The 20,872-nt window shown below is 74.6% G+C and carries 18 protein-coding genes; 10 read left to right on the top strand and 8 right to left on the bottom strand.

Going from position 1 to position 20,872, the window contains the following annotated elements; translation table 11 throughout:
- Positions 1-49 precede the first annotated feature (49 nt).
- From hemE to hemQ, 3 genes are read left to right on the top strand one after another with little or no spacing between them, the layout of a single operon-like run.
- The gene (hemE, locus tag DQE82_RS00175) at positions 50-1,141 is read left to right on the top strand and encodes a uroporphyrinogen decarboxylase (protein WP_043325641.1); all 1,092 of its coding nucleotides are present in this window, start codon (positions 50-52) and stop codon (positions 1,139-1,141) included.
- Between the two features lie 9 nt (positions 1,142-1,150).
- On the top strand, positions 1,151-2,560 hold the full coding sequence (hemG, locus tag DQE82_RS00170; RefSeq protein ID WP_069089384.1) for a protoporphyrinogen oxidase: 1,410 nt from the start codon (positions 1,151-1,153) through the stop codon (positions 2,558-2,560).
- The gene (gene hemQ, locus DQE82_RS00165; RefSeq protein ID WP_043325639.1) at positions 2,557-3,258 is read left to right on the top strand and encodes a hydrogen peroxide-dependent heme synthase; all 702 of its coding nucleotides are present in this window, start codon (positions 2,557-2,559) and stop codon (positions 3,256-3,258) included. The genes hemG and hemQ overlap by 4 nt, the downstream gene beginning before the upstream one ends.
- Positions 3,259-3,354: 96 nt before the next feature.
- On the opposite strand, the gene DQE82_RS00160 is transcribed toward hemQ, so the two are convergent.
- From DQE82_RS00160 to DQE82_RS00150, 3 genes are all read right to left on the bottom strand, one after another.
- On the bottom strand, positions 3,355-4,473 hold the full coding sequence (locus DQE82_RS00160) for a lytic polysaccharide monooxygenase (protein ID WP_113971730.1): 1,119 nt from the start codon (positions 4,471-4,473) through the stop codon (positions 3,355-3,357).
- 106 nt (positions 4,474-4,579) lie between these two features.
- Positions 4,580-5,023, bottom strand: coding sequence for a GNAT family N-acetyltransferase (locus DQE82_RS00155; RefSeq protein WP_113971729.1), 444 nt, complete (start codon positions 5,021-5,023; stop codon positions 4,580-4,582).
- Between the two features lie 66 nt (positions 5,024-5,089).
- The gene (locus tag DQE82_RS00150) at positions 5,090-5,350 is read right to left on the bottom strand and encodes a hypothetical protein (protein ID WP_030503017.1); all 261 of its coding nucleotides are present in this window, start codon (positions 5,348-5,350) and stop codon (positions 5,090-5,092) included.
- A gap of 155 nt (positions 5,351-5,505) precedes the next feature.
- On the opposite strand from DQE82_RS00150, the gene DQE82_RS00145 reads away from it, so the two are divergent.
- Positions 5,506-5,781, top strand: a complete 276-nt coding sequence (locus DQE82_RS00145; protein ID WP_043325634.1) for an isoamylase early set domain-containing protein — start codon at positions 5,506-5,508, stop codon at positions 5,779-5,781.
- Positions 5,782-5,789: 8 nt separating this feature from the next.
- On the opposite strand, the gene msrB is transcribed toward DQE82_RS00145, so the two are convergent.
- Positions 5,790-6,200 carry a peptide-methionine (R)-S-oxide reductase MsrB gene (gene msrB / locus DQE82_RS00140; RefSeq protein ID WP_030503019.1) on the bottom strand — a complete coding sequence of 137 codons (411 nt, stop codon included), beginning with the start codon at positions 6,198-6,200 and terminating at the stop codon, positions 5,790-5,792.
- Positions 6,201-6,247: 47 nt separating this feature from the next.
- On the opposite strand from msrB, the gene ligD reads away from it, so the two are divergent.
- Complete coding sequence (gene ligD / locus DQE82_RS00135; protein ID WP_064447165.1) at positions 6,248-7,273, top strand: non-homologous end-joining DNA ligase; 1,026 nt, start codon at positions 6,248-6,250, stop codon at positions 7,271-7,273.
- A gap of 18 nt (positions 7,274-7,291) precedes the next feature.
- Here the strand turns inward: ligD and DQE82_RS00130 are convergent, their stop codons facing one another.
- Positions 7,292-8,137, bottom strand: coding sequence for a hypothetical protein (locus DQE82_RS00130; RefSeq protein WP_113971728.1), 846 nt, complete (start codon positions 8,135-8,137; stop codon positions 7,292-7,294).
- A 248-nt stretch (positions 8,138-8,385) separates the two neighbouring features.
- Between DQE82_RS00130 and DQE82_RS00125 the strand changes: the two genes are divergently transcribed.
- The 4 genes from DQE82_RS00125 to DQE82_RS00110 are packed head-to-tail and all read left to right on the top strand — an operon-like array spanning position 8,386 to position 16,013.
- Positions 8,386-11,571 (top strand): FtsX-like permease family protein, encoded by a 3,186-nt coding sequence (locus tag DQE82_RS00125; protein WP_113971727.1) that lies wholly within the window; start codon positions 8,386-8,388, stop codon positions 11,569-11,571.
- Positions 11,568-14,297 carry an FtsX-like permease family protein gene (locus DQE82_RS00120; protein ID WP_113971726.1) on the top strand — a complete coding sequence of 910 codons (2,730 nt, stop codon included), beginning with the start codon at positions 11,568-11,570 and terminating at the stop codon, positions 14,295-14,297. The genes DQE82_RS00125 and DQE82_RS00120 overlap by 4 nt, the downstream gene beginning before the upstream one ends.
- 1 nt (position 14,298) lies before the next feature.
- Positions 14,299-15,288: an ABC transporter ATP-binding protein gene (locus DQE82_RS00115; protein ID WP_064447169.1), complete on the top strand. Its 990-nt coding sequence runs from the start codon at positions 14,299-14,301 to the stop codon at positions 15,286-15,288.
- The gene (locus DQE82_RS00110) at positions 15,288-16,013 is read left to right on the top strand and encodes an ABC transporter ATP-binding protein (RefSeq protein ID WP_030503025.1); all 726 of its coding nucleotides are present in this window, start codon (positions 15,288-15,290) and stop codon (positions 16,011-16,013) included. Before DQE82_RS00115 ends, DQE82_RS00110 begins: the two co-directional genes overlap by 1 nt.
- A gap of 76 nt (positions 16,014-16,089) precedes the next feature.
- Here the strand turns inward: DQE82_RS00110 and DQE82_RS00105 are convergent, their stop codons facing one another.
- Both DQE82_RS00105 and DQE82_RS00100 read right to left on the bottom strand, forming a co-directional pair.
- Positions 16,090-16,542 (bottom strand): GNAT family N-acetyltransferase, encoded by a 453-nt coding sequence (locus tag DQE82_RS00105; protein WP_113971725.1) that lies wholly within the window; start codon positions 16,540-16,542, stop codon positions 16,090-16,092.
- Between the two features lie 67 nt (positions 16,543-16,609).
- Complete coding sequence (locus tag DQE82_RS00100; RefSeq protein WP_113971724.1) at positions 16,610-17,758, bottom strand: helix-turn-helix domain-containing protein; 1,149 nt, start codon at positions 17,756-17,758, stop codon at positions 16,610-16,612.
- 163 nt (positions 17,759-17,921) lie between these two features.
- Here DQE82_RS00100 and DQE82_RS00095 point away from each other — a divergent pair, with 163 nt between their 5' ends.
- Complete coding sequence (locus DQE82_RS00095) at positions 17,922-19,196, top strand: YncE family protein (RefSeq protein ID WP_113971723.1); 1,275 nt, start codon at positions 17,922-17,924, stop codon at positions 19,194-19,196.
- A gap of 52 nt (positions 19,197-19,248) precedes the next feature.
- On the opposite strand, the gene DQE82_RS00090 is transcribed toward DQE82_RS00095, so the two are convergent.
- The gene (locus DQE82_RS00090; protein ID WP_199495889.1) at positions 19,249-20,853 is read right to left on the bottom strand and encodes an alpha/beta hydrolase; all 1,605 of its coding nucleotides are present in this window, start codon (positions 20,851-20,853) and stop codon (positions 19,249-19,251) included.
- Positions 20,854-20,872: the final 19 nt, after the last annotated feature.

Genomic DNA, 20,872 nt, shown 5'->3' with positions numbered 1-20,872 from the left:
GCGGACGGTGAGCGCGGGCGCCTGCCGGGGGCGTGGCACGATTGCCGCGATGACCACCGACACCACGGGCACTGCCGCCCGAGACGGAGAACCCCGCCGCGGCGGGCCGGCCGACTCGCCCTTCGTGCGCGCCTGCCGGCGCGAGCCGGGCCCGCACACGCCGGTCTGGTTCATGCGCCAGGCCGGCCGGTCGCTGCCGGAGTACCGCGAGATCCGGGCGAACGTGCCGATGCTGGAGTCCTGCCGCCGGCCGGACCTGGTCACCGAGATCACGCTCCAGCCGGTGCGCCGGCACGGCGTGGACGCGGCGATCCTGTTCAGCGACATCGTGGTGCCGGTCGCCGCGGCCGGCATCGACCTGGACATTGTGCCCGGCACCGGCCCGGTGGTGGCCGAGCCGATCCGTACCGCCGCCGACGTCGAGCGGATCTCCCCGATCGGCCGCGACGAGGTGTCGTACGTGGACGAGGCGGTCCGCCAGCTCGTCGTCGAGCTGGGTGACACCCCGCTGATCGGCTTCGCCGGCGCCCCGTTCACGCTCGCCAGCTACCTGGTCGAGGGCGGGCCGTCGCGTACCCACGCCAAGACCAAGGCGCTGATGTACGGCGACCCGGACCTGTGGCACGCGCTGTGCGCCCGGCTGGCCGAGGTGACGCTGGCGTTCCTCCAGGTGCAGATCGACGCCGGGGTCTCCGCGGTGCAGCTGTTCGACTCGTGGGCCGGCGCGCTCTCCGAGGCCGACTACCGCCGCTTCGTGCTGCCGCACTCGACGTACGTGCTGGGCGGGCTCGCTGACTCCGGCGTGCCGCGGATCCACTTCGGGGTGGGCACCGGCGAGCTGCTCGGCGCGATGGGTGAGGCCGGCGCCGACGTGGTGGGCGTGGACTGGCGTACGCCGCTGGACGTCGCCACCGGCCGGATCGGGCCGGACAAGGCGGTGCAGGGCAACCTCGACCCGACTGTGCTGCTCGCGCCCTGGCCGGTGGTGGAGACCGAGGTGCGGCGCATCGTCGAGCAGGGCCGGGCCGCTCCCGGCCACGTGTTCAACCTCGGCCACGGCGTCCTGCCGGAGACCGACCCCGAGGTGCTGACCCGGGTGGTCGCGCTGGTGCACGAGCTGACCGCGCGACCGGAGCGCTAGGAGGCGACAGTGGTGCGACCGTGGCGGGTGGCGATCGTCGGTGGCGGGATCACCGGGCTGGCCGCCGCCGTCCGGTTTCGCGACCGCGCTCCCGAGGGCACCGAGGTCACCGTGTACGAGCAGTCCGGCCGCCTCGGCGGCAAGCTGTTCACCGGTGAGCTCGCAGGCGGGCCGGTCGAGTTCGGCGCGGAGTCGTTCCTGATGCGCGACCCGGCCGGTGGCGAGTCGGCGGCGGTGACGCTGGCCCGGCGCCTCGGCCTGGCCGAGGCGATCGTGCACCCGACCGTCGGGCAGGCCGCCCTGCTGGTCGACGGCACGTTGCGCCCGGTGCCGGGCGGGACGCTCGTCGGCGTACCCGGGGATCTGGAGAAGGTGGCGGCGGTCGCGCCGCCGGCCGCGGACGCCGACCGCGACGCGGGCCACCCGTTGCTGGCCGACGGTGAGGACACCTCGGTCGGTGAGCTGGTCCGCAAGCGTCTCGGTGACGCGGTGGTGGAGCGGCTGGTCGATCCGATGCTCGGCGGCGTGTACGCCGGGCGGGCCGACGACCTGTCGCTGGTCACCACGATGCCGGCGCTGGCCCGCGCGGCACGCGCCGAGCACACGCTCGTCGGTGCGGTACGCGCCGCGCAGGCCGCCGCGCCGCGCGCGCCCGGCGCCCCGGTCTTCGGCACCCTGGCCGGTGGGCTGAGCACGCTGGTCGAGGCGGCGGCGACGGCGAGCGGCGCGACGATCCTGCGGGGCGCGGCGGTACGCGAGCTGCGCCGCACCCCGTCCGGATGGCGGCTCACCGTCGGGCCGACCCGCGACGCCGAGCACGTCGAGGCCGACGCGGTGCTGCTCGCGGTGCCGGCCCGCCCGGCCGCCCGGCTGCTCGCCGCCGCCGCGCCCGAGGCGGCCGACACGGTGGGCGCGCTCGACTACGCCAGCGTCGCCCTGATCACCCTGGCCCTGCCCGGTCCGGCCCTGCCGGAGCTGTCCGGTTTCCTGGTGCCGGCCGGTGAGGGGCTGACGATCAAGGCGTCGACGTTCTTCACCACCAAGTGGGGGCACCTGCGGCGGCCGGACGGGCTGGCACTGGTGCGCGCCTCGGTCGGCCGGTACGGCGACGAGACGTCGCTGCAGCTCACCGACGACGACCTGGCCGACGCGGTGCACCGGGAGCTGTCGGCGGTGCTCGGCGCGCCGCTGCCGACTCCGGTGGCCCGGCACGTGCAGCGGTGGGGCGGCGCGCTGCCGCAGTACACGCCCGGGCACACCGCCCGGGTGACGGCGGTCCGGGCGGCGCTGCGCGCCGCGTACCCGACGCTTGCGGTGGCCGGGGCCGGCTACGACGGCGTCGGCATCCCGGTGTGCGTCCGCTCCGGCGAGACGGCGGCCGAAGAGATCATCACGGCACTGGAAGGATCGGCAGCATGACCGAGCAGACCAACGCGGCGCGGCTGCGGGAGCTCAACGAGACCATCCGTTACACGATGTGGTCGGTGTACCGGGCCACCAGCCCGCTGCCGTCGCTGCGGGAGAACGTCGTCGACGAGGTCGAGTCGCTCTTCACCGAGCTGGCCGGCAAGGACGTCACGGTGCGGGGCACGTACGACGTGGCCGGGCTGCGCGCCGACGCCGACCTGATGATCTGGTGGCACTCGTCGTCCAGCGACGCGCTGCAGGACGCGTATCTGCGGTTCCGCCGCACCACGCTGGGCCGGGCGCTCACGCCGGTCTGGTCGCAGATGGCGCTGCACCGCCCGGCCGAGTTCAACAAGAGCCACATCCCGGCGTTCCTGGCCGACGAGCAGCCGCGCCCCTACCTGTGCGTCTACCCGTTCGTGCGCTCGTACGAGTGGTACCTGCTGCCCGACGCGGAGCGGCGCGAGCTGCTGGCCGAGCACGGCAAGATGGCTCGCGGCTACCCGGACGTGCGGGCCAACACGGTGGCGTCGTTCGCGCTCGGCGACTACGAGTGGATGCTCGCGTTCGAGGCCGACGAGCTGCACCGGATCGTGGACCTGATGCGTGACCTGCGCGCCTCCGGCGCCCGGCGGCACGTGCGGGAGGAGATCCCGTTCTACACCGGCCGCCGCCGCTCGGTGGCCGACATCGTGAACTGCCTGGTGTGAAAGGAAGGGCACCTTCTTAACGCCTGCGGTAGAGGAAGGGGCCCCGCTTAACACCCCAGCGGGTGTCGAGCAGGGCCCCGACCGGGAAGACCGGCGTCAGGCGGTCGTCGTACAGGACACGATGCTGGGCACCGGGTTCGTCGCACCGGCCGAGCCGGTGAAGCCGAACGAGGTGCTCGCACCCGGCGCGAGTGAGCCGTTGTAGGCGGCGTTTCGTGCCGTCACCAGTGTTCCGCTCGTGGTGACAGTGGCGTTCCACGCCGAGCTGACCTGCTGGCCGTTCTGGTAGTTCCAGCTCACCGACCAGCCGCGGATCGGCGAGCCGCTGTTGTTCGTCACCTTCACGTCGGCCTGGAAGCCGCCGCCCCACGAACCGGTGATCGCGTACGTCGCGGTGCAGCCGCCGGCCGGGTTCGGTGTGGTCGGCGGCGGGCTGGTCGGCGGCGTGCTCGTCGGCGGCGTGCTGGTGGGCGGGGTGCTCGTCGGCGGGGTGCTGGTGGGCGGCGGGGTGGTCGGGCCGGACCCGCCGAAGTCCACGTCACTGCACAGGTAGTAGGACTGGTCCAGGTGGCTGGCCTGCCAGATGGTGTAGACGATGTGCCGGCCGGTGCGGCCCGGCGCGTTCGCCGGGATCTGGATGGACACGCCGTCGACCTCACGCGTCCACTGGCTGGCCGGGGTGTTGCCGATCTGGCCGACCAGTTCCAGGTCGCTCCAGCGCAGCGGCGAGGTGAGCGCGTTGAAACCCTGCTTGGTCACGTACACCCGGATGTAGTCGGCGCCGTGGCTGGCCTGGTCGAAGAACTTGACCCGGAAGTTGTTGGTGACCGGCACGGTCTTCCAGGCGCCGACGGTGTCGAGCGCGTTGTACCGGCCGTTCTGGGTGCGGCCGCCGCTGCACAGCTGACCGTCCGGGATGGCGCCCTGGTGGTTGCCGGCCACGCCCTCGCGGAACAGGCCGTTCCAGTTCCACATGGCGTTCGGGTCGGCCTGCCACGCCTGCCAGCACATCGGGTCCTGGGTGGCCATGGCCGGGTTCTGGAAGTCACCGCCCCAGCGCTGCCAGCAGCTGTAGGCGCGCGAGGCCGGGTCGACCACCGACCCGTGCGCCGAGGCGGGGCCGGAGAACGCGGTGGTGAGCAGCGCCGCGACGACCGCGCAGACGCCGAGGATCGCCGCCGCGAGCGGTAACGGGCGGCGGTACGGAGTGGACATGGAAAGCCTCCGGGATGGGTGTCGGTGCACGACGCCCGGACTGTCGGGAGTTGCCCTCTCCCGCGTGGCGGCTCCGCCCGCACGTTGCCACAAAAAGTGACAAACGTCAATGAGTTGGGTCGCGGCGCATCGGGGTGTGCGGAATGCCGTCCTCGACGTAACCGGGGCCGCTGACCGTGAAACCGAATCCCGCGTAGAAGCCCACGAGATGCGTCTGCGCGTCGAGCACGCACGGCCGGTCACCCACCACCGCGAGGGCCTCGGCCATCAGCGCGCCGGCCAGGCCCGCGCCGCGGGCCGCCGGCGCCACCACCACCCGCCCGATCCGCGCCACGCCGCCGGGGTCGGCCAGGATCCGCAGGTACGCGACCACGGCGCCGTCGCTGCTCAGCCACAGGTGGCGGGTGCCGGGTTCGACGTCCCGGCCGTCCAGTTCCGGGTACGGGCAGGACTGCTCGACCACGAACACGTCGATGCGCAACCGGAGCAGGTCGTGGAAGGTGCGGGCATCCAGGTCGGCGAAACCGGCCAGGTGGGACTCGACGGGCATCGGCCCAGGTTAGGCGGCGCCCCGAGGTCCGGCCGGGCCGGGTGCGGGACGGCCGGGGCGCGCGCGTCAGGCGGGGCGGGCGCCGACCGCGTCGCGTACCTCGGCGCCCTGCTCGCCCTCGACGGCGCGGGCGCAGTGGGCGCAGCAGAAGAAGCGGCCGGAGACCTCGACGCCGTGGCCGACGATCTTGATCTGGCAGTGCTCGCAGATCGGCGCCATCTTGTGCACCGCGCACTCGAAGCAGTCGAACGTGTGCCGCGACCCGTCGACCGTGCGCACCTCGAACGCCATCCAGTAGTCGTTACCGCAAACCTCGCAGGTTGCCATGCGAAACCCCCCGAAAACGGACCTGTCATCCGAGAGTCGCGCAGACGACACCATCGAGCAACCGGAACCGGCGAACCTGATCCGGCCCTACGGCGAGTCGCTCCCGGCGTGTCGAGCGTTGACTCCGGTGACCGCCGAAAATCCCCGGAGGATCCGTGATCAAGCGCAACAAACTCTTCGGCAACCAGACCCGGGTGACGTTCTCGCTGCCCCGGGACACCCCGCCCGGCACGGTAAGCGTGGTCGGCTGCTTCAACGGCTGGGAGCCCGGCCGGCACGAGCTGGTGCCGCGCCGCGACGGCACCCGTACCGTGACGGTCCGGTTGAAGCCGGGGGAGTACCGCTTCCGCTACCTGGCCACCGGCGGCGTGTGGCTGGACGACGAGGCCGCCGACCGGGTGGACGAGGCCGGCGGCCTGCTGCGGCTGTGACGCCGCCGTCAGCCGGCGCTGGGCTCCAGCCGCACCGAGATCGAGTTGACGCAGTGCCGGGTGTCCTTCGGGGTGAAACCCTCACCCTCGAAGACGTGCCCGAGGTGGCTGTCGCAGCGCGCGCAGCGGATCTCGATCCGGCGCATCCCGAGCGTGTTGTCCGGGATCTCCTTGACCGCGCCCGGGATGGCGTCGTCGAAGCTCGGCCACCCGCAGTGCGAGTCGAACTTGTCCTCGCTGCGGAACAGTTCCAGCCCGCAGGCCCGGCAGTGGTAGACGCCGGGGGTCTTGGTGTCGACGTACTCACCGGTCCAGGGCGCCTCGGTGCCGGCCTCGCGGAGCACCCGGAACTCCTCGGGGCTCAGCCGCACGCGCCATTCGTCCTCGGTACGGGGCAGTTCGTTGTCGGAAAGACTCACCCCTTCACGGTACGTCGGCTGTCGGTGGCATCGCATATGGTCGCGTGATGGCGGGCAAGGGCACGGTCGAAGAGATCGAGGTAGCCGGGCACACGGTGCGGCTGAGCAGCCCCGACCGGGTGATCTTCCCCCAGCGGGGCTTCACCAAGGCCGACGTCTTCCGCTACTACCTGGCCGTCGGCGACGGGATCATGCGCGCCCTGCGCGACCGGCCGACCACGCTCCAGCGCTTCCCCGACGGCATCGAGGGGGAGATGTTCTTCCAGAAGCGGGTGCCGCAGCGGGGCGTACCCCCGTGGGTCCGCACCGCGCGGATCGCCTTCCCCAGCGGCCGCCCGGCCGACGAGCTGTGCCCCGCCGACCTGGCGCACGTGGCCTGGGCGGCGCAGATGGGCACCGTCGTGTTCCACCCGTGGCCGGTACGCGCCGCCGACACCGACCGCCCCGACGAACTGCGCGTCGACCTCGACCCGCAGCCCGGCACCGACTTCGCCGACGCGGTGACCGCCGCCGGTGAGCTACGCGGCCTGCTGGACGAGCTGGGCGTGCCCGGCTGGCCGAAGACCTCCGGCGGCCGGGGCGTGCACGTCTACCTGCGCATCCAGCCGCGCTGGACGTTCGTCGAGGTCCGCCGCGCCACCATCGCGCTGGCCCGCGAGCTGGAACGACGCCGCCCCGAGCTGGTCACCACCGCCTGGTGGAAGGAGGAACGGGGCGAACGGGTCTTCGTCGACTTCAACCAGATGGCGCGGGACCGCACCATCGCCTGCGCGTACTCGCTGCGTGCCAACGCGCGCGCCACCGTCTCCACCCCCGTCGACTGGGACGAACTGCCAGAGGTAGACCCGGACGACTTCCACCTGGGCACGGTGCCGGGCCGGTTCGCCGAGCGCGGCGACCCGCACGCCGGCATCGACGACGCCCCGTGGGACATCACGCCGCTGCTGGAGTGGGCCGAGCGGGACGCGGCGGACGGGCTGGGCGACATGCCGTACCCGCCGGAATACCCGAAGATGCCCGGCGAGCCGAAGCGGGTCCAGCCGTCCAAGGACCGCGACCGCCCCCGCCCCTGACGCCCGGGTGACCACGGCTCAGGCGGGCGAGGTGAGCATGCTCCGGACCGACGCGACGATGTGCCGGGGGCGGCGGTAGAGATCGGTGGCGGTGTAGACCCGCATCCGCCAGCCGTGCTCGGCCAGCCAGTTGAGCCGGGATCGATCGTGGTGCAGCCGGCCGGGGTCTAGGTGGGACCGGCCGTCGTACTCCAAGCCGATGCGCCGGTCGCGATAGCCCAGGTCGAGGCGGTAGATCAGGTTTCCGTCCTCGTCGGGAACCCACAGTTGGGGCTCCGGCGGAGGCAGCCCGCCGTCGATCAGCAACAGGCGCAGCTGGCTCTCCTGCCGGCACTCCGAGCGCGGGTCGGCGAGCGCGACGAGTTGCCCGGCCTGTCGTACTCCCCGCAGGCCGGCGTGCCACGCCACTTCGGTGAGCAGGTCCTCGCGGCGGCAGGCGCCGGCGCGGAGGCAGAGGTCGAGCACCGGCAGCGCGTCCGCCCGCCGGAGCACCCGGGCCAGATCCACGGCGCAGCGGGCAGCCGGCGCGCAGGGGATGCCGGCGATCTCCACCGCGTCCGGCACCGGCAGCACCGTCTGATGCGTCGCCACGCCCCGGATTCGCCGCGCGCTCACACCGGGCGGCACGATCACGTGCACCCGGTCGTCGGTCACCGCCCCGAACCGGTGCAGTCGCGCGCCGGTGTGGAACCCCGCGACGGTTCCCGGCGGCAACCGCCGGAACAGGGCGCGCAACCGATTCGTCTCGTCGTCCGCGTACCCGTAGACACCCCGGGACAACCGCCCCAGCCGCCCCGCCTCCACCTGGTGCCGTACCGCCGCACGGCTCACCCCACCCGCCAGCAACTCCCCATACCGCCACACCCGCCCACCCTCCCGCCCGCTGCCCTTGGAAAGCCGCCCCTGTGGACAGCCGCCGTCGATCTTGGAGTTGTGGTCGTGCACAAAAGCCGCATCGGCGTCATTCGAGGCGCCACAACTCCAAGATCGACGGGGAGAGTGCGCGGTGAGGCGGGGGGACCGATAACGATCATGTAACGGGCGCGAACCTTTTCCGGGGCTTCGCTGCTCTCTCTCGGCATCGGCCCGCCGGGGCCAGGAGAGGACGTCGGATGAAGCTGGTGTGGAGGCGGGCGGTAGAGGCCCGTGGGCTGCTGCTCGCCGCCGCTGTCGCGGCACTCGTCGCGGTCGCTTTGGTCACCGGGCTCTCCGACTACAACCGCCGGGCGGTGGACGCGGGCGCCCGGGCGGTGCTCGACGCCGCCCCGGCGGAGGAGCGCAGCCTGCTGATCAGCGGCTCCGGTGGGGCGGACGCCGCCGCGTACGCCGAGCGGGACCGGGCGGTACGGGCACAGTTCGCGAACGGGCTGGGCGGGGCGCCGGTCACGGTGGCCGGGATCCGCTCCGGCACCGGGCGGGAGCTGACCGGTGACGTGGGCGCCGCCCGCACCGACGACGACCCGATGTTCGCCAACCTGGCCACGCTCGACGACCTGCCGGCGCACGCCGAGCTGGCCGCCGGGGCGTGGCCGGTGCCCGGCAGCAACCCGCTGCAGGTGACGCTGCCGGAGAAGGTGGCCGCGCAACTGGGCCTGGAGGTCGGCGAGCGGGTGCCGCTGTACGACCGGGGCGCGGAGCGGGCCAGCACGGTGGTGGTGGCCGGCACGTGGCGGCCCCGCGACGCGGCCGAGGCGTACTGGCGGCTCGCCCCGGGAGTGGGGGAGAGCCAGGGCGACGCGGAGGTCACCTCGTACGGGCCGTTCGCGCTCGACCCGGCCGACTTCGCCCGTACCTTCCCCGGCTCGACCTCGGCGGCCTGGCTGGTGGACCCCGACCTGGTGGCCGTCGAGCCAGCCCGGTTGCCGGCCGTGACCACAGCGCTGAACGAGATCACCGAGAAGCTGCCCGAGGCCACCGGCCTGGGCTCCTCGACGCAGCAGGTCAGCCACCTGGACCGGCTGGTGGACCGGCTGGGCCGGGCCGACCTGGTGGGCCGGTCCGCGCTGCTCACCCCGCTGCTGCTGATCGTGGTGCTCGGCGGGTACGCGCTGGTGCTGGTGGCCGCGCTGCTCAACGAGGACCGGCGGGCGCAGACCGCGCTGCTGCGGGCCCGGGGCGCCGCGCGTCGGCAGATCGCCGGATTCGCCGTACGCGAGGCCACGCTCGTGGTGGCGCCGGCGCTGCTGCTGGCTCCGGCGTTGACCGGGCAGGCGGTCCGGTATCTCGGCGCGGACCTGCGGCTGGCCGACGGCGACCTGGCCCGGGTCTGGGTGGTCGCGGTGGGCGCGGCGGTCGGCTGCCTGCTCGCCATGGTGCTGCCGGCGTTGCGCCGGGCCGGCACCTACGTCGCCGACATGGCGGCCCGGTCCCGCCCGTCCCGCAGCGCCGCCGTGCAGCGCGCCAGCGTGGACGTGGTGCTGGTGGCGCTCGCCGTGCTCGCCTGGACCCAGTTGCGGCAGTACTCCTCGCCGCTGGCCGGCGCGAACGGCAGCCTCGGCATCGACCCGCTGCTGGCCGCCGCGCCCACGATCGGCGTGCTGGCCGGCGCGGTGATCGCGCTGCGGCTGCTGCCGCCGACCACACGGCTCGCGGAACGTTTCGTCGACCGCCGGCCGTGGAACGCCACCATGTTCGGCATGTGGCAGGCGGGGCGTCGCCCGCACGCCGGCCCGGTGCTGCTGCTCGCGCTCGCCGTCGGCGGCAGCACGCTCGCGTGGTCGCTCGTCGCCTCCTGGGAACGCTCGCAGCGCGACCAGTCGCAGCACACGGTCGGCACGGACCTGCGGCTGACCGAACGGGACGGCACCGCCCCCGCGGACCGGGCCGCCCAGCTGGCCGCCGTGCCCGGGATCGACCGGGTGCTGCCCGCCTGGCGTGACGACGTGCGCCTGGGCCGCGAGGCCCGGCCGGCGACAGTGGTGGCCCTGGACGCCGCCGCCGCGAAGGGGATGATCCGGCTCGACGACGCCGACGGCGGCGCGTCCACCGGTGCCCTGCTGGACCGGCTCGCGGGCGGCCGGGGCGCGCCGGTCGGCGGTGTCCTGCCGGCCGGGGCGAAGACCTTCTCCGGCACCGTCCGCACGCCGGTGGAGAGCATGTACGACCGGCCGCGCGTCGCCGTGACCGCGCTGTTCGCCACCGACGCCGGGGCCACCTGGCGGGTCCGGCTGGCCGAGGCCGACGGCAATGGACGGCCGGTGCGCTTCTCCGTGCCAGTGCCCGACACCGGCGGCGCCCCGCTGCGTCTGACCGGTTTCGAGGCCGACGGCGGCGACGCCACCGGCAACTCGTACCGGCTGCTGCTCAGCGACATGCGGCTCACCGACGGCGGCGGCGCGGCGCTGCCGTTGCCGGTGGAGGGGGCCTGGCGGGTGATCGACCCGGGCAGCGGGCCGCGCCGGGACGCCCGGGCCACCCCCACCGAGGTGGACGCGACGCAGGGCTTCGACGTGCCCGCGGGGTTGTTGCAGTTCGCCCGGGTGCCGTCGTCCCGGTTCGCCGTGGTGCCCATGGCCGAGGACCCGCCGGTGCCGGTGCTGATCACACCGGGGGTCGCCGCCGCGCTGAGCGTGCAGACCGGTGACACCGTCAAGCTGTCGGTCTCCGAGGTGACGATCGAGGCCACGGTGGTCGGCCAGGTCGCCGCGATCCCCGGCACCGCTGGCGACGGCGTGCTGCTGGACCTGCCCACCGCCGGTACCCAGTTGCTGGAACGCAGCGGAGGCATACGGCCGGTGGCCGAGTGGTGGCTGCGTACCACGCCGGGCGGGCACGCCGCCGCGACCGAGGCCCTCGCCACTGTCGGCGGCACGGTGCTGCTGGACCGGCAGCGCGTGGCGGAGGAGGCCGCGGGGGACCCGTACTGGCAGGGCGCCCGCACCGGGCTGCTCGCCGCCGCGCTCGGGTCGGTGCTGCTGGCGCTGGTCGGCCTGGCGGTCGACGTGTGGGCCACCACCCGGCGGCGGCTCACCGAACTGGCCGTGTTCAACACGCTCGGCGCGAACACCCGGCTGCTGGCCCGCGCCTACCTCGCCGAGCAGGGTTTCCTGGCCGCGATCGGAGTCGGCGTCGGGCTGCTGGTCGGCGCCCTCGTCGCGGCCACCATGGTGCCGCTTGTGATCCTCACCCCGGCCGCCGGCCGGCCGGTGCCCGAGGCGGTCTTCACAGTGCCCTGGGTGCCGATCGGGGCGACCGCCGCCGGGCTGCTGCTCGCCGCGCTCGCCTTCGCCGCCGTCATCACCACCGGCATCCGCCAGCGGGTCGCCGCCGCGCAGCTCCGGATCGGAGGAGAACGATGAGCCTTCCTGGTGCCGCGCGCCGGGTCCGCGCATACGGGGGGCAGTTCCTGCTGCTCGCCGTCCTGACCCTGGTGACCGCGCTGTTGATCACGGGCGTGCCCCGGGTCGCCGACCGGCTGACCGGGCAGGGGCTCACCGAGTACGTGGCCGGTCAGCCGGTGGCCCGCCGGGACCTCACGTACAGCACCGCGCCGGACGTCGTGCCCGCCTCGGAGCAGCCCGTCGCCGCCAGCCGGGGGACCCTGCTCGCGGCGATCGAGGAGAAGATGCCCGCCGAGGTGCGCGACACGATCGGCGAGCGCTGGTTCGCTGCGCAGACCGTCCCGGGGCGACTGCGCGGTCCGACGCTCAGCGACGACAAGGGGCTGATCGACCTGCACCTGCGCGCCGGCACCGGCATCCGGGAGGCGGCCACCCTGGTCGACGGGCGGTGGCCGGAACGCGGCGTCACCCCGGCCGGCGCGATCGAGGTGACGCTCGCCGAGACGATCGCCACCACGCTGGGCGTCGCGGCCGGCGACCGGTTCCGTCTCTCGCTGCTGGACGCCGACAACAACGTGCTCAACTCCCGCCCGGTCGACCTGGTCGGCGTGTGGCGGCCGAACGACCCGGCCGGCGGTGTCTGGGACACGCTGCCGTCGATGCTGAAGCTCAGCCCGCCGGAAGGCGACGGCCAACCGTTCGTGGGCGTCGCGTACACCGCCGACGCGGGTCTGAACTCGATCACCGCCGGGGAATGGCCGGTGGCCTTCGGCTGGCGGTACCGGATCGCACCGGACCGGCTCGAACCGGGCCGCCTCGACGCGCTGATCGCCGGCGTCGACGGGCTGGACCGGGCCCTGCCCACCGAGGTCAAGGTGACCCTCAGCCAGGGCGTGGACATCCCGCTGCGGCGCTTCGCCGACTCGCTCGCCGCCGCGCGTACCCTGCTCGCGGTCATCGCCGCCGGGCTGCTCGCCACGCTGGCCGGGCTGACGCTGCTGGCCGCCCGGCTGGCCGCGAACCGACGCCGCGCCGAGTTCCACCTGATCCGGGCCCGCGGTGGCTCGACCGGTGACGTGCTGCGCCGCGGTCTGGCCGAGTCGCTGCTGGTGCTGCCGGCCGCGGCCGGGATCGGCTGGCTGCTCGGCGGGTTGCTGCCCGGCGCCGGGTCGCCGTGGCTCTGGGTGCTGATCGCCGGGCTGCTGGCCACGCTGCTGCCGCCACTCGCCGCGCTCGCGGTCGGCCGCCGCGCCGGTGGCCGCTCCGACCTCGGCGGCCGGTCGCCCGCCGTCCGGCTCACCGTCGAGGTGGCGGTGCTCGGGCTGGCCGTGCTCGGCGCGTTCCTGCTGCGCCGCCGCGGGCTCACTGCCGGTTCGGTGGACCCGCTGCTGGTGTCCGTGCCGGTGCTGCTGGCGATCGCGGCGGCGCTGGTGGCGCTGCGCGCGTACCCCTGGCCGTTGCGGCTGGTCAGCCGCGTCGCCGCCCGGGCGCGCGGCAGCGTCGCGTTCCTCGGCGCCGCCCGCGCGGGCCGGGCCGCGAGCACCGGGCCGCTGGTCGTGGTGGTGCTGGCCGTCGCCACCGCCGCGTTCTGCGGCGTGGTGGCGACCGGCATCGAGACCGGCCGGGACACCGCCGCCGCCCAGGCCGTGCCGGGTGACCTGCTGGTACGCGGGGAGCGCTTCGCGCCGGACACCGCCGGCAAACTGGCTGAGCTGCCCGGGGTACGCGCTGTCGCGCCGCTGCTCACCGTGCCGGCCGAGCGGCCGTACGCCGACCGCGCCGGCCGCCCCGCCCCGGTCACCGAGCTGCGCGTGGTGCTCGTGGACGGCGAGCGATTCGCCGAGGTGGCCAGTGCGGCAGGCGTACCGGTGAGCGTGCCCGACCCGGTGCGGGCCCGCGCCGACGGGAGCACGCCGCTGCCGGCGCTGGTGTCCCCGGCGGTCGCCGACGAGCTGGCCGACGCCGGGCTCGCCGACGCCCAGGGGGACCGGCCCGCCTGGCTGGACGTGCAGGGCAACCGGCTGCCGGTGCGCACCGCCGCCACCGTCGACGAGTTCGCGCTCGTCGGCGACGGCGTGGCGCGGTTCGTGGTGCTGCCGTGGCCGGCGTTGCCGGCGGACGCGCCGCACCAGCTCGCGCCCACCGGGTTCGTGCTGGCCGGCGCGGGCGTGGACGCCGCCGAGGTGGACCGGGTCGCGCGTGAGGGGCAGAACCGCTACCTGCGCATCGGCGGGGTCGGCACCGGGGACAAGGCCCGCGCGCCGGAGGTCACCACCCGCTCGGCCGTCCGCGCCGACCTGGGCGGCACCGGCGTGAACGGCCTGCTGGTGTTCGGTTTCGCGCTCGGCGCCGGGGGCGGCGCCGTGCTGGGGCTGCTCGGGCTCGCGCTCGCGGTGCTCGCCGGGGCCCGCTCGCGCGGGCAGGTGCTGTCCCGGCTGCGCACCATGGGCCTGTCCCGCCGGCAGTGGCGCGGCATGCTGATGGTCGAGCTGACCCCGCTGGTGCTGGTGTCGGTGCTCACCGGGGCGGTGGTCGGCGCGTTGCTGCCGTTGCTGCTCACGCCGGTGCTCGGGCTGCCCGCCTTCACCGGCGGCGTGGACGTACGCCCGCAGTTCGAACCCGGCCTGGTCGCCGGGGTGTCGGTCCTGGCCATGCTGGCCCTCGGCTTCGCGATCACCGTGGAGGCCGTGAACAACCGCCGGATGCGCCTCGGCGAGGTGCTGCGGCTCGGAGAGGAGAGCTGAGATGACCGCGACCGCCGAGACGTCCGTACCGGACCTGGCGTCCCTGCAGCAACGCGCGGCCGAACGGGCCGCGCAACGGGCCGGAGGGCGGGACCGGCTGCGCGGGCACATCGTCTGCGACGGCCTGGTACGCATCTTCAAGACCGAGGGCGTCGAGGTCGTCGCCCTGCAGGGCCTCGACCTGGTCATCGACCGGGGTGAGCTGGTCGCGATCGTCGGGGCCTCCGGCTCCGGCAAGTCGACCCTGCTGAACATCCTGTCCGGCCTGGACACCCCGACCGCCGGCATCGCCCGGGTCGCCGACTACGACCTGCTGTCGCTGTCGAACAAGCGGCGGCTGGCGTACCGGCGGGAGGTGGTCGGCTTCATCTGGCAGCAGACCGGCCGCAACCTGCTGCCGTACCTGACCGCGTTGGAGAACGTGGAGCTGCCGATGAAGCTGGCGGGGCGGGCCGGCGGGCGGCGCAAGCGGCGGGAACGGGCCCGCGAGCTGCTGGACATGGTCGGCGTCGGCTACTGCGCGGACCGCCGTCCGGGCCAGATGAGCGGCGGCGAGCAGCAGCGCTGCGCGGTCGCCGTGGCGGTCGCGAACGACCCGGAGATCCTCTTCGCCGACGAACCCACGGGTGAGCTGGACGAGGCCACCGGCGCGGAGGTGTTCGCCGCGCTGCGCACGATCAACGCCGAGCTGGGGGTCACCATCGTGGTGGTCACCCACGACCACGCCGTGGCCGGCCAGGTCCGCCGTACCGTCGCGATCCGCGACGGCCGGACCGCCTCCGAGGTACGCCGGACCGCGCGCGTCACCGCCGACGGCGGCACCGAGATGGTCAGCGAGGAGTACGCGGTGCTGGACCGCACCGGCCGGATGCAGCTGCCGGCGCAGTTCGTGGAGGCGCTGTCGCTGCGTGACCGGGTCCGCCTCAATCTGGAACCCGACCACGTCGAGGTGCGCCCCGGCGACCGGACGCACGCCGAGGAGAGTGAGTGATGACCGACCAGACAGTGGTGCTGCCGGCGGTGCCGGGGACGGCAGTCGAGGACGTGGTCCGGGTCGAGGGGGTGAGCCGCACCTTCGGCAAGGGGGAGCACGCCGTGCACGCCGTACGGGACGTCTCGTTCACCGCGCGGCGCGGCGAGCTGGTGGCGGTGCGGGGTCGCTCCGGCGCCGGCAAGACCACGCTGCTGAACCTGGTCGGCGGCCTGGACCGCCCGGACGCCGGCCTGATCCGGGTGGCCGGGCACGAGGTCACCGCCGCGGGCGAGCGGGAGCTGCTGGCGTTGCGCCGGGGCACGATCGGGTTCGTGTTCCAGACGTTCGGCCTGGTGCCGATCCTGTCCGCGGCGGAGAACGTCGGGGTGCCGCTGCGGCTGGCCAAGGTGCCGGCGGCCGAGCGGGAGCAGCGGGTGGCGGTGCTGCTGGAGCTGGTCGGGCTGGGCGGGCACGCGGCGCAGCGCCCGTACGAGCTGTCCGGCGGGCAGCAGCAGCGGGTGGCGGTGGCCCGGGCGCTGGCGAACGAGCCGGACCTGCTGATCGCCGACGAGCCGACCGGCCAGCTCGACTCGGAGACCGGTCGCTCGATCATGGACCTGCTCCGGGCGGTGGTGCACGCGCGGGGGATGACCGCGCTGGTCGCCACGCACGATCCGGCGCTGATCGAGATGGCCGACCGGACGCTGACGCTGCGCGACGGCCGGCTGGCGCCGGAGGACTGACCGGGGTGACCGGGCCGCGCGCCTTCGGGTGGCGGCCCGGCGCCCGATCACGGCCGGGCGCCGGGTCGCGGCCCGGTCAGAGCGCCAGCTTCATGCCCTCGTGGCTGGCCACGAAGCCCAGGCCGCGGTAGAACCGGTGCGCGTCGGCGCGCTGCTTGTCGGTGGTGAGCTGCACTAGCGCGCAGCCGCGCTCCCGGGCCCGGTCGATCGCCCAGCGCATCATCGTCCCGCCCAGCCCACGGCCGCGCCGGTCGGAGCGCACCCGCACCGACTCGATCAGGCACCGCTCGGCGCCGTGCCGGCCCAGCCCGGGGATGTAGGTGAGCTGGAAGCAGCCGACCAGCTCCCCGCCGTCGTCGGCGACGATCAGCTCGTTACGCGGATCCGCGTCGAGGTCGGCGAAGGCCCGCTCGTACGCCGCGTCCACCTCGGGCAGGTCACGGGTACGCCCCAGCACGTCGTCGGCGAGCAGCGCGAGCACGGCCGGCAGGTCGGCGCGGACCGCCTCCCGGAAGATCACCTCGGTCATCCGGCCAGCCTGGCACAGCGCCTCGTGCCGGTGTCGCCCGGTCTGGCGTCGAGGAGGTGCGGCGGCCTCAGCCGCCGTCCAGCCAACTCCGCAACGCCCACCACCAGTGCACGCTCTCCGGCACCGTGCACCGCGCTCCCTCCTCGACCGGCGGCCCGCCGGTCAGCTCCCGCAGCCGCCGCAGCCGGTAGCGCACCGTGTTCGGGTGTACGTGCAGCGCGGCGGCCGTCTGGTCCAGCCGCTGGCCGTGGTGCAGCCAGGCGAGCGCGGTGCCGGCCAGCTCCCGGTGGAAGTCGTCGGCCGGGTCGAGCGCGCCGAGCAGCGTGCCGCGCAGCAGCTCGGCCAGGACCGGCTGGGCGGCCAGCGCGGTCTCCCCGGCCAGGTCGGTGACCTGACGCAGGCCGCGCAGCCGCCGGTGCGCCGCCGTGGCCAGCGCCGCCAGGCAGAGCGCGTACATGGCCGGGGCCCGCGCCAGCGGCTGCGCGGGCGTCACCAGCGTCAGCAGGTCGGCCGGTACGGCGTCGGGCGGTCGCGGGAGCAGCCCGGCGAGCCGGTCGTCGACGGTGCCGAGCAGCCCGCCGTGCCGGATGAGCTGCCGGTGCAGGGCGTGCGTGCGTACCGGGTCGGGTGGCGCGGCGACCAGGCAGTGGTAGCGCCCGTCCGGCCGCAGCCCGAACCGGGTCAGCTCGGCCGGGGGCAGGCCCGCCGGGCCGTCGCGCAGCAGCCGCCGCAGCAGGTGCGCCCGGGCCGCCGCGCCGGTGCGGAGCAGGTCCCGTTCGGCGGCCCGGTGCCCGTCGACCACTGCCCGCTCCACCGCCGCGGCGTACCGGCCGATGGTGAGCAGCCCCTCCAGCAGCACCTCGTCCGGGATGCCGGCGGCCCGGCCGTGCCGGACCACCAGCTCCACCGCGCGGTCCCGCCCGGCCTGCACCCCACGCAGCAGCCCGGCCACCGTGACGCCCTGCGCGGCCCGGTCCGCGCCCAGCCGGCGTGCCTCGGCGAAGTCCCGTCCGGCCGGGTCCTCGTGGCGTTCCAGCGCGCCGAGGCCACTGGTCAGCAGCAGGACGACCTGGCGGCGTACCTCGTCGGCGGGCAGCCGGGCCACCTCGGGGGAGTTCACGCGGGCCGCGCGCGCCACCTCGTCGACGGCGGCCGGGTCGGCGGACAGGTCGCGCAGCAGCGTGCCGAACGTGGGGACGTTCCCGGTCCGGGTCACGCCGCCTCCCGTTGTCGTCGCGGCACAACCGGGTCGCGCGGGCGTTGGCGTCCGGTCCCTAGCCCCGGCGGCCGGCCGGTTGCTCTCCTGGTTGTTACCGCAAGGTAACACCGTTCGCGCCACTGAGAAACGTCGATGTCGTACCGGCTGCCAGGAGGCGTCCATGACCCCCGTGCCACTCCGCCCGCCCCGACCCCGCCGCCGCGCCGCGCTCGCCGTGCTGGCCGCGCTCGCCCTCGTCGCCCCGGCCCCGCTGCTGACGGCGCCCGCGCCGGCCGCCGCCGCGGTCCCGCTCCAGGAGGTGATGTTCGTCGGCAACAACTGGGACGGCACCGCCGACGTCATCCGGTCCCGTGGTGACTACGCCAAGCTCGGCCGGATCAACGTCATCCCGGACCGCGCCGCGCGGCTGCGCGAGATCTACCTCAACCCGATCAAACTGGCGTACTTCCTCGGCATCCGGCAGGGCCCAGGGGAGGGCCACGACCAGTTCGTCGACGACATGTACACCACCCCGGACGGCAGCGCGGTGGTGGTGTCCCGGCCCAGCTTCGCCGACGTCGTCTCGATCGACCTCGCCACCGGCGCGCTGCGCTGGCGGTTCCCGGTCTCCGGCTACCGCTCCGACCACATGGCCGTGTCACCCGACGGCACGCGCGTCGCGGTCTCCGCCTCCACCTCCAACACCGTGCACGTGCTGGACATCCGCACCGGAACGCAGCTCGGCTCGTTCGGCGCCGGCGACAAGCCGCACGAGAACATCTACACCGACGGCGGCACCCGGCTGTGGAACATGTCCATCGGCGAGGTCAACACCGACCTGGACGCGCCCTGGCTCGACTGGACCAAGGGCGACCGCCGGATCACCGTCGCCGACACCAGCACGTACCAGGTGGTCAAGGTCATCGACATGCGGGACCGCCTCGACGCCGCCGGCCGCCGCGACCTCTCCGACGCGGTCCGCCCGGCCGTGTTCACCCCCGACGGCAGCCGGCTCTACTTCCAGGTGTCCTTCTTCAACGGCGTGGTCGAGTACGACGTGGCAACCGACCGGATCACCCGCATCGCCACGCTGCCGAAGAACCCGGCCACCAGCGAGGACCGCACCACCTGGGTCAACGACTCCCGGCACCACGGCCTGTCGATGAGCCCCGACGGCGCCCGGATCTGCGTCGCCGGCACCATGGACGACTACGCCACGGTGCTGGACCGGGCCACGCTGCGCGAGGGGCCGCTGGTGCCCGCGAACAAGCCGTACTGGGCCACGGTCAGCGGGGACGGCCGGGACTGCGTGATCTCCGAATCCGGTGCCGACCAGGTCACCGCGATCAACTTCGCGACCGGGCAGAAGGTCGCGAGCGTCCCGGTCGGCGACCACCCCCAGCGCGTCCGGATCGGACACGTGCCGCAGGACTGGACGCCCCCGGCCGCCGGCTGACCGCCGACGTTCGACCGGCCGGCGTCCGGCTCCCGGCCCGCCGGCCGGACCGTCACCGGGCGGGGCAGCGCAGCCCCTCCCGGGGGACGGTGAGCGAGATCAGGTACGCGTCGACCGCCGACGTCACGCACGGCGTCTGCGGGTACGCGGTGTGCCCCTCACCCTCCCAGGTGAGCACCCGACCCACGCCCAGCATCGCGGCCAGCGCGGGCGTCTGCTCGTACGGCGTGGCCGGATCACCCGTGGTGCCGACCACCAGGATCGGCGGCGCGCCGTTCGCCCGGCCGGTCGGATACGGGTCCCGCTCGCCCGGCCACTCCACGCAGCCGAGCATCCCCACCGCGAGGGCGGGACCGAACAGCGGGTACTTCTGCCGCCACTGCGACTGCAACTGGCGGACCTGCTCCCGGGTCGGCTTCTCGGTCTCGTCCGCGCAGTTGACCGCCAGGTTCGCGTCGAACAGGTTGGAGTAGTGCCCGTCCGGCTCCCGGCCCGCGTACGAGTCGGCCAGCTTGAACACGCCGGCCGGGTCGCCGCCCTGCAACTCGTCGATCGCCCGGGCCAGCTCCTGCCAGCCCTGCTCGGTGTAGAGCGAGGAGATCACCGCGTAGAAGACCCAGCCGGACGTCGCCTCCCGGCCGTCCTGCCCGCGTACCGGGGAGGTCTTCGCCTTGGCGATCGCGTCGGTGACCGCACCGCGGGCGTCCGGCGCGATCGGGCAGCGGCCGGCGTTCGCCGCGCACCAGCGGGAGAAGTTGTCGAACGCCCGCTCGAAGCCCTTCGCCTGGCTCTCCGACCCGGCGATCAGCTTCTGCTGCGGGTCGACCGCGCCGTCGAGCACCAGGGCGCGCACACGCTGCGGATAGAGCTGGGCGTAGGTGGCGCCGAGCAGCGTGCCGTAGGAGTAGCCGAGGTACGTCAGCTTGTCGTCGCCGACCGCCGCCCGGACCGCGTCCATGTCGCGGGCCGCCTGCTCGGTGCCGTAGAGCGGAAGCTGGTCGCCGTACTTCGCGCCGCACCGCTCGCCGATGCGCCGGTTGAGGCCGGCGAAGCCGTCGAACGACGACTGGCTCTCCGGGTCGGGGTCGTAGCCGAAGCTGGCGTCCAGGTCGGCGTCGGAGATGCACTTGACCGGGCTGGACCGGGCCACCCCGCGCGGGTCGAAGCCGACGATGTCGAACCGGTCGGTGACCGACGTCGGCAGCCCGCCGAACGCCGGACCGAAGGACAGGTAGACGGCGGTGTCCACGCCCGAGGCCCCCGGCCCGCCGGGGTTGACCACCAGCGACCCGATCCGGTCGCGCTGCTTTGTCGAACGGGCCCGGATCAGCGCGATCTCGAACGTCTCTCCCGCGCCCGGCCCGGCGGTCGCGCCGGTGGTTGCCCCGGTGCCCCAGTTGCGCGGCACGGCGATCCGGGCGCAGTCGTAGCGCATGTCCGCCGCACCCCGGCCGACCAGCTCGTTCGGCACCTCCGGGCAGGCCCGCCACTGTGGGGCGGTGCCCGGCGGGGCGGCCTCGCCCTCGCTCTCGGCGCGCGGCGCGAACGCCGGCAGCGTGCAGCCGGCGGTGAGCACCACCGCCGCGACGAACGCGGCGAGGGCGGGCCGGAACCGGCGGGTCCGGTCGGGGAAGCCTGTCACGTGGGCGCCTTCCATGATCGTGTCGACCGCCAGG

This window comes from Micromonospora sp. LHW51205, from assembly GCF_003315815.1.
Classification (GTDB): Bacteria; Actinomycetota; Actinomycetes; order Mycobacteriales; family Micromonosporaceae; genus Micromonospora; species Micromonospora chalcea.
This window is presented reverse-complemented; position numbering and strand designations above follow the sequence as displayed.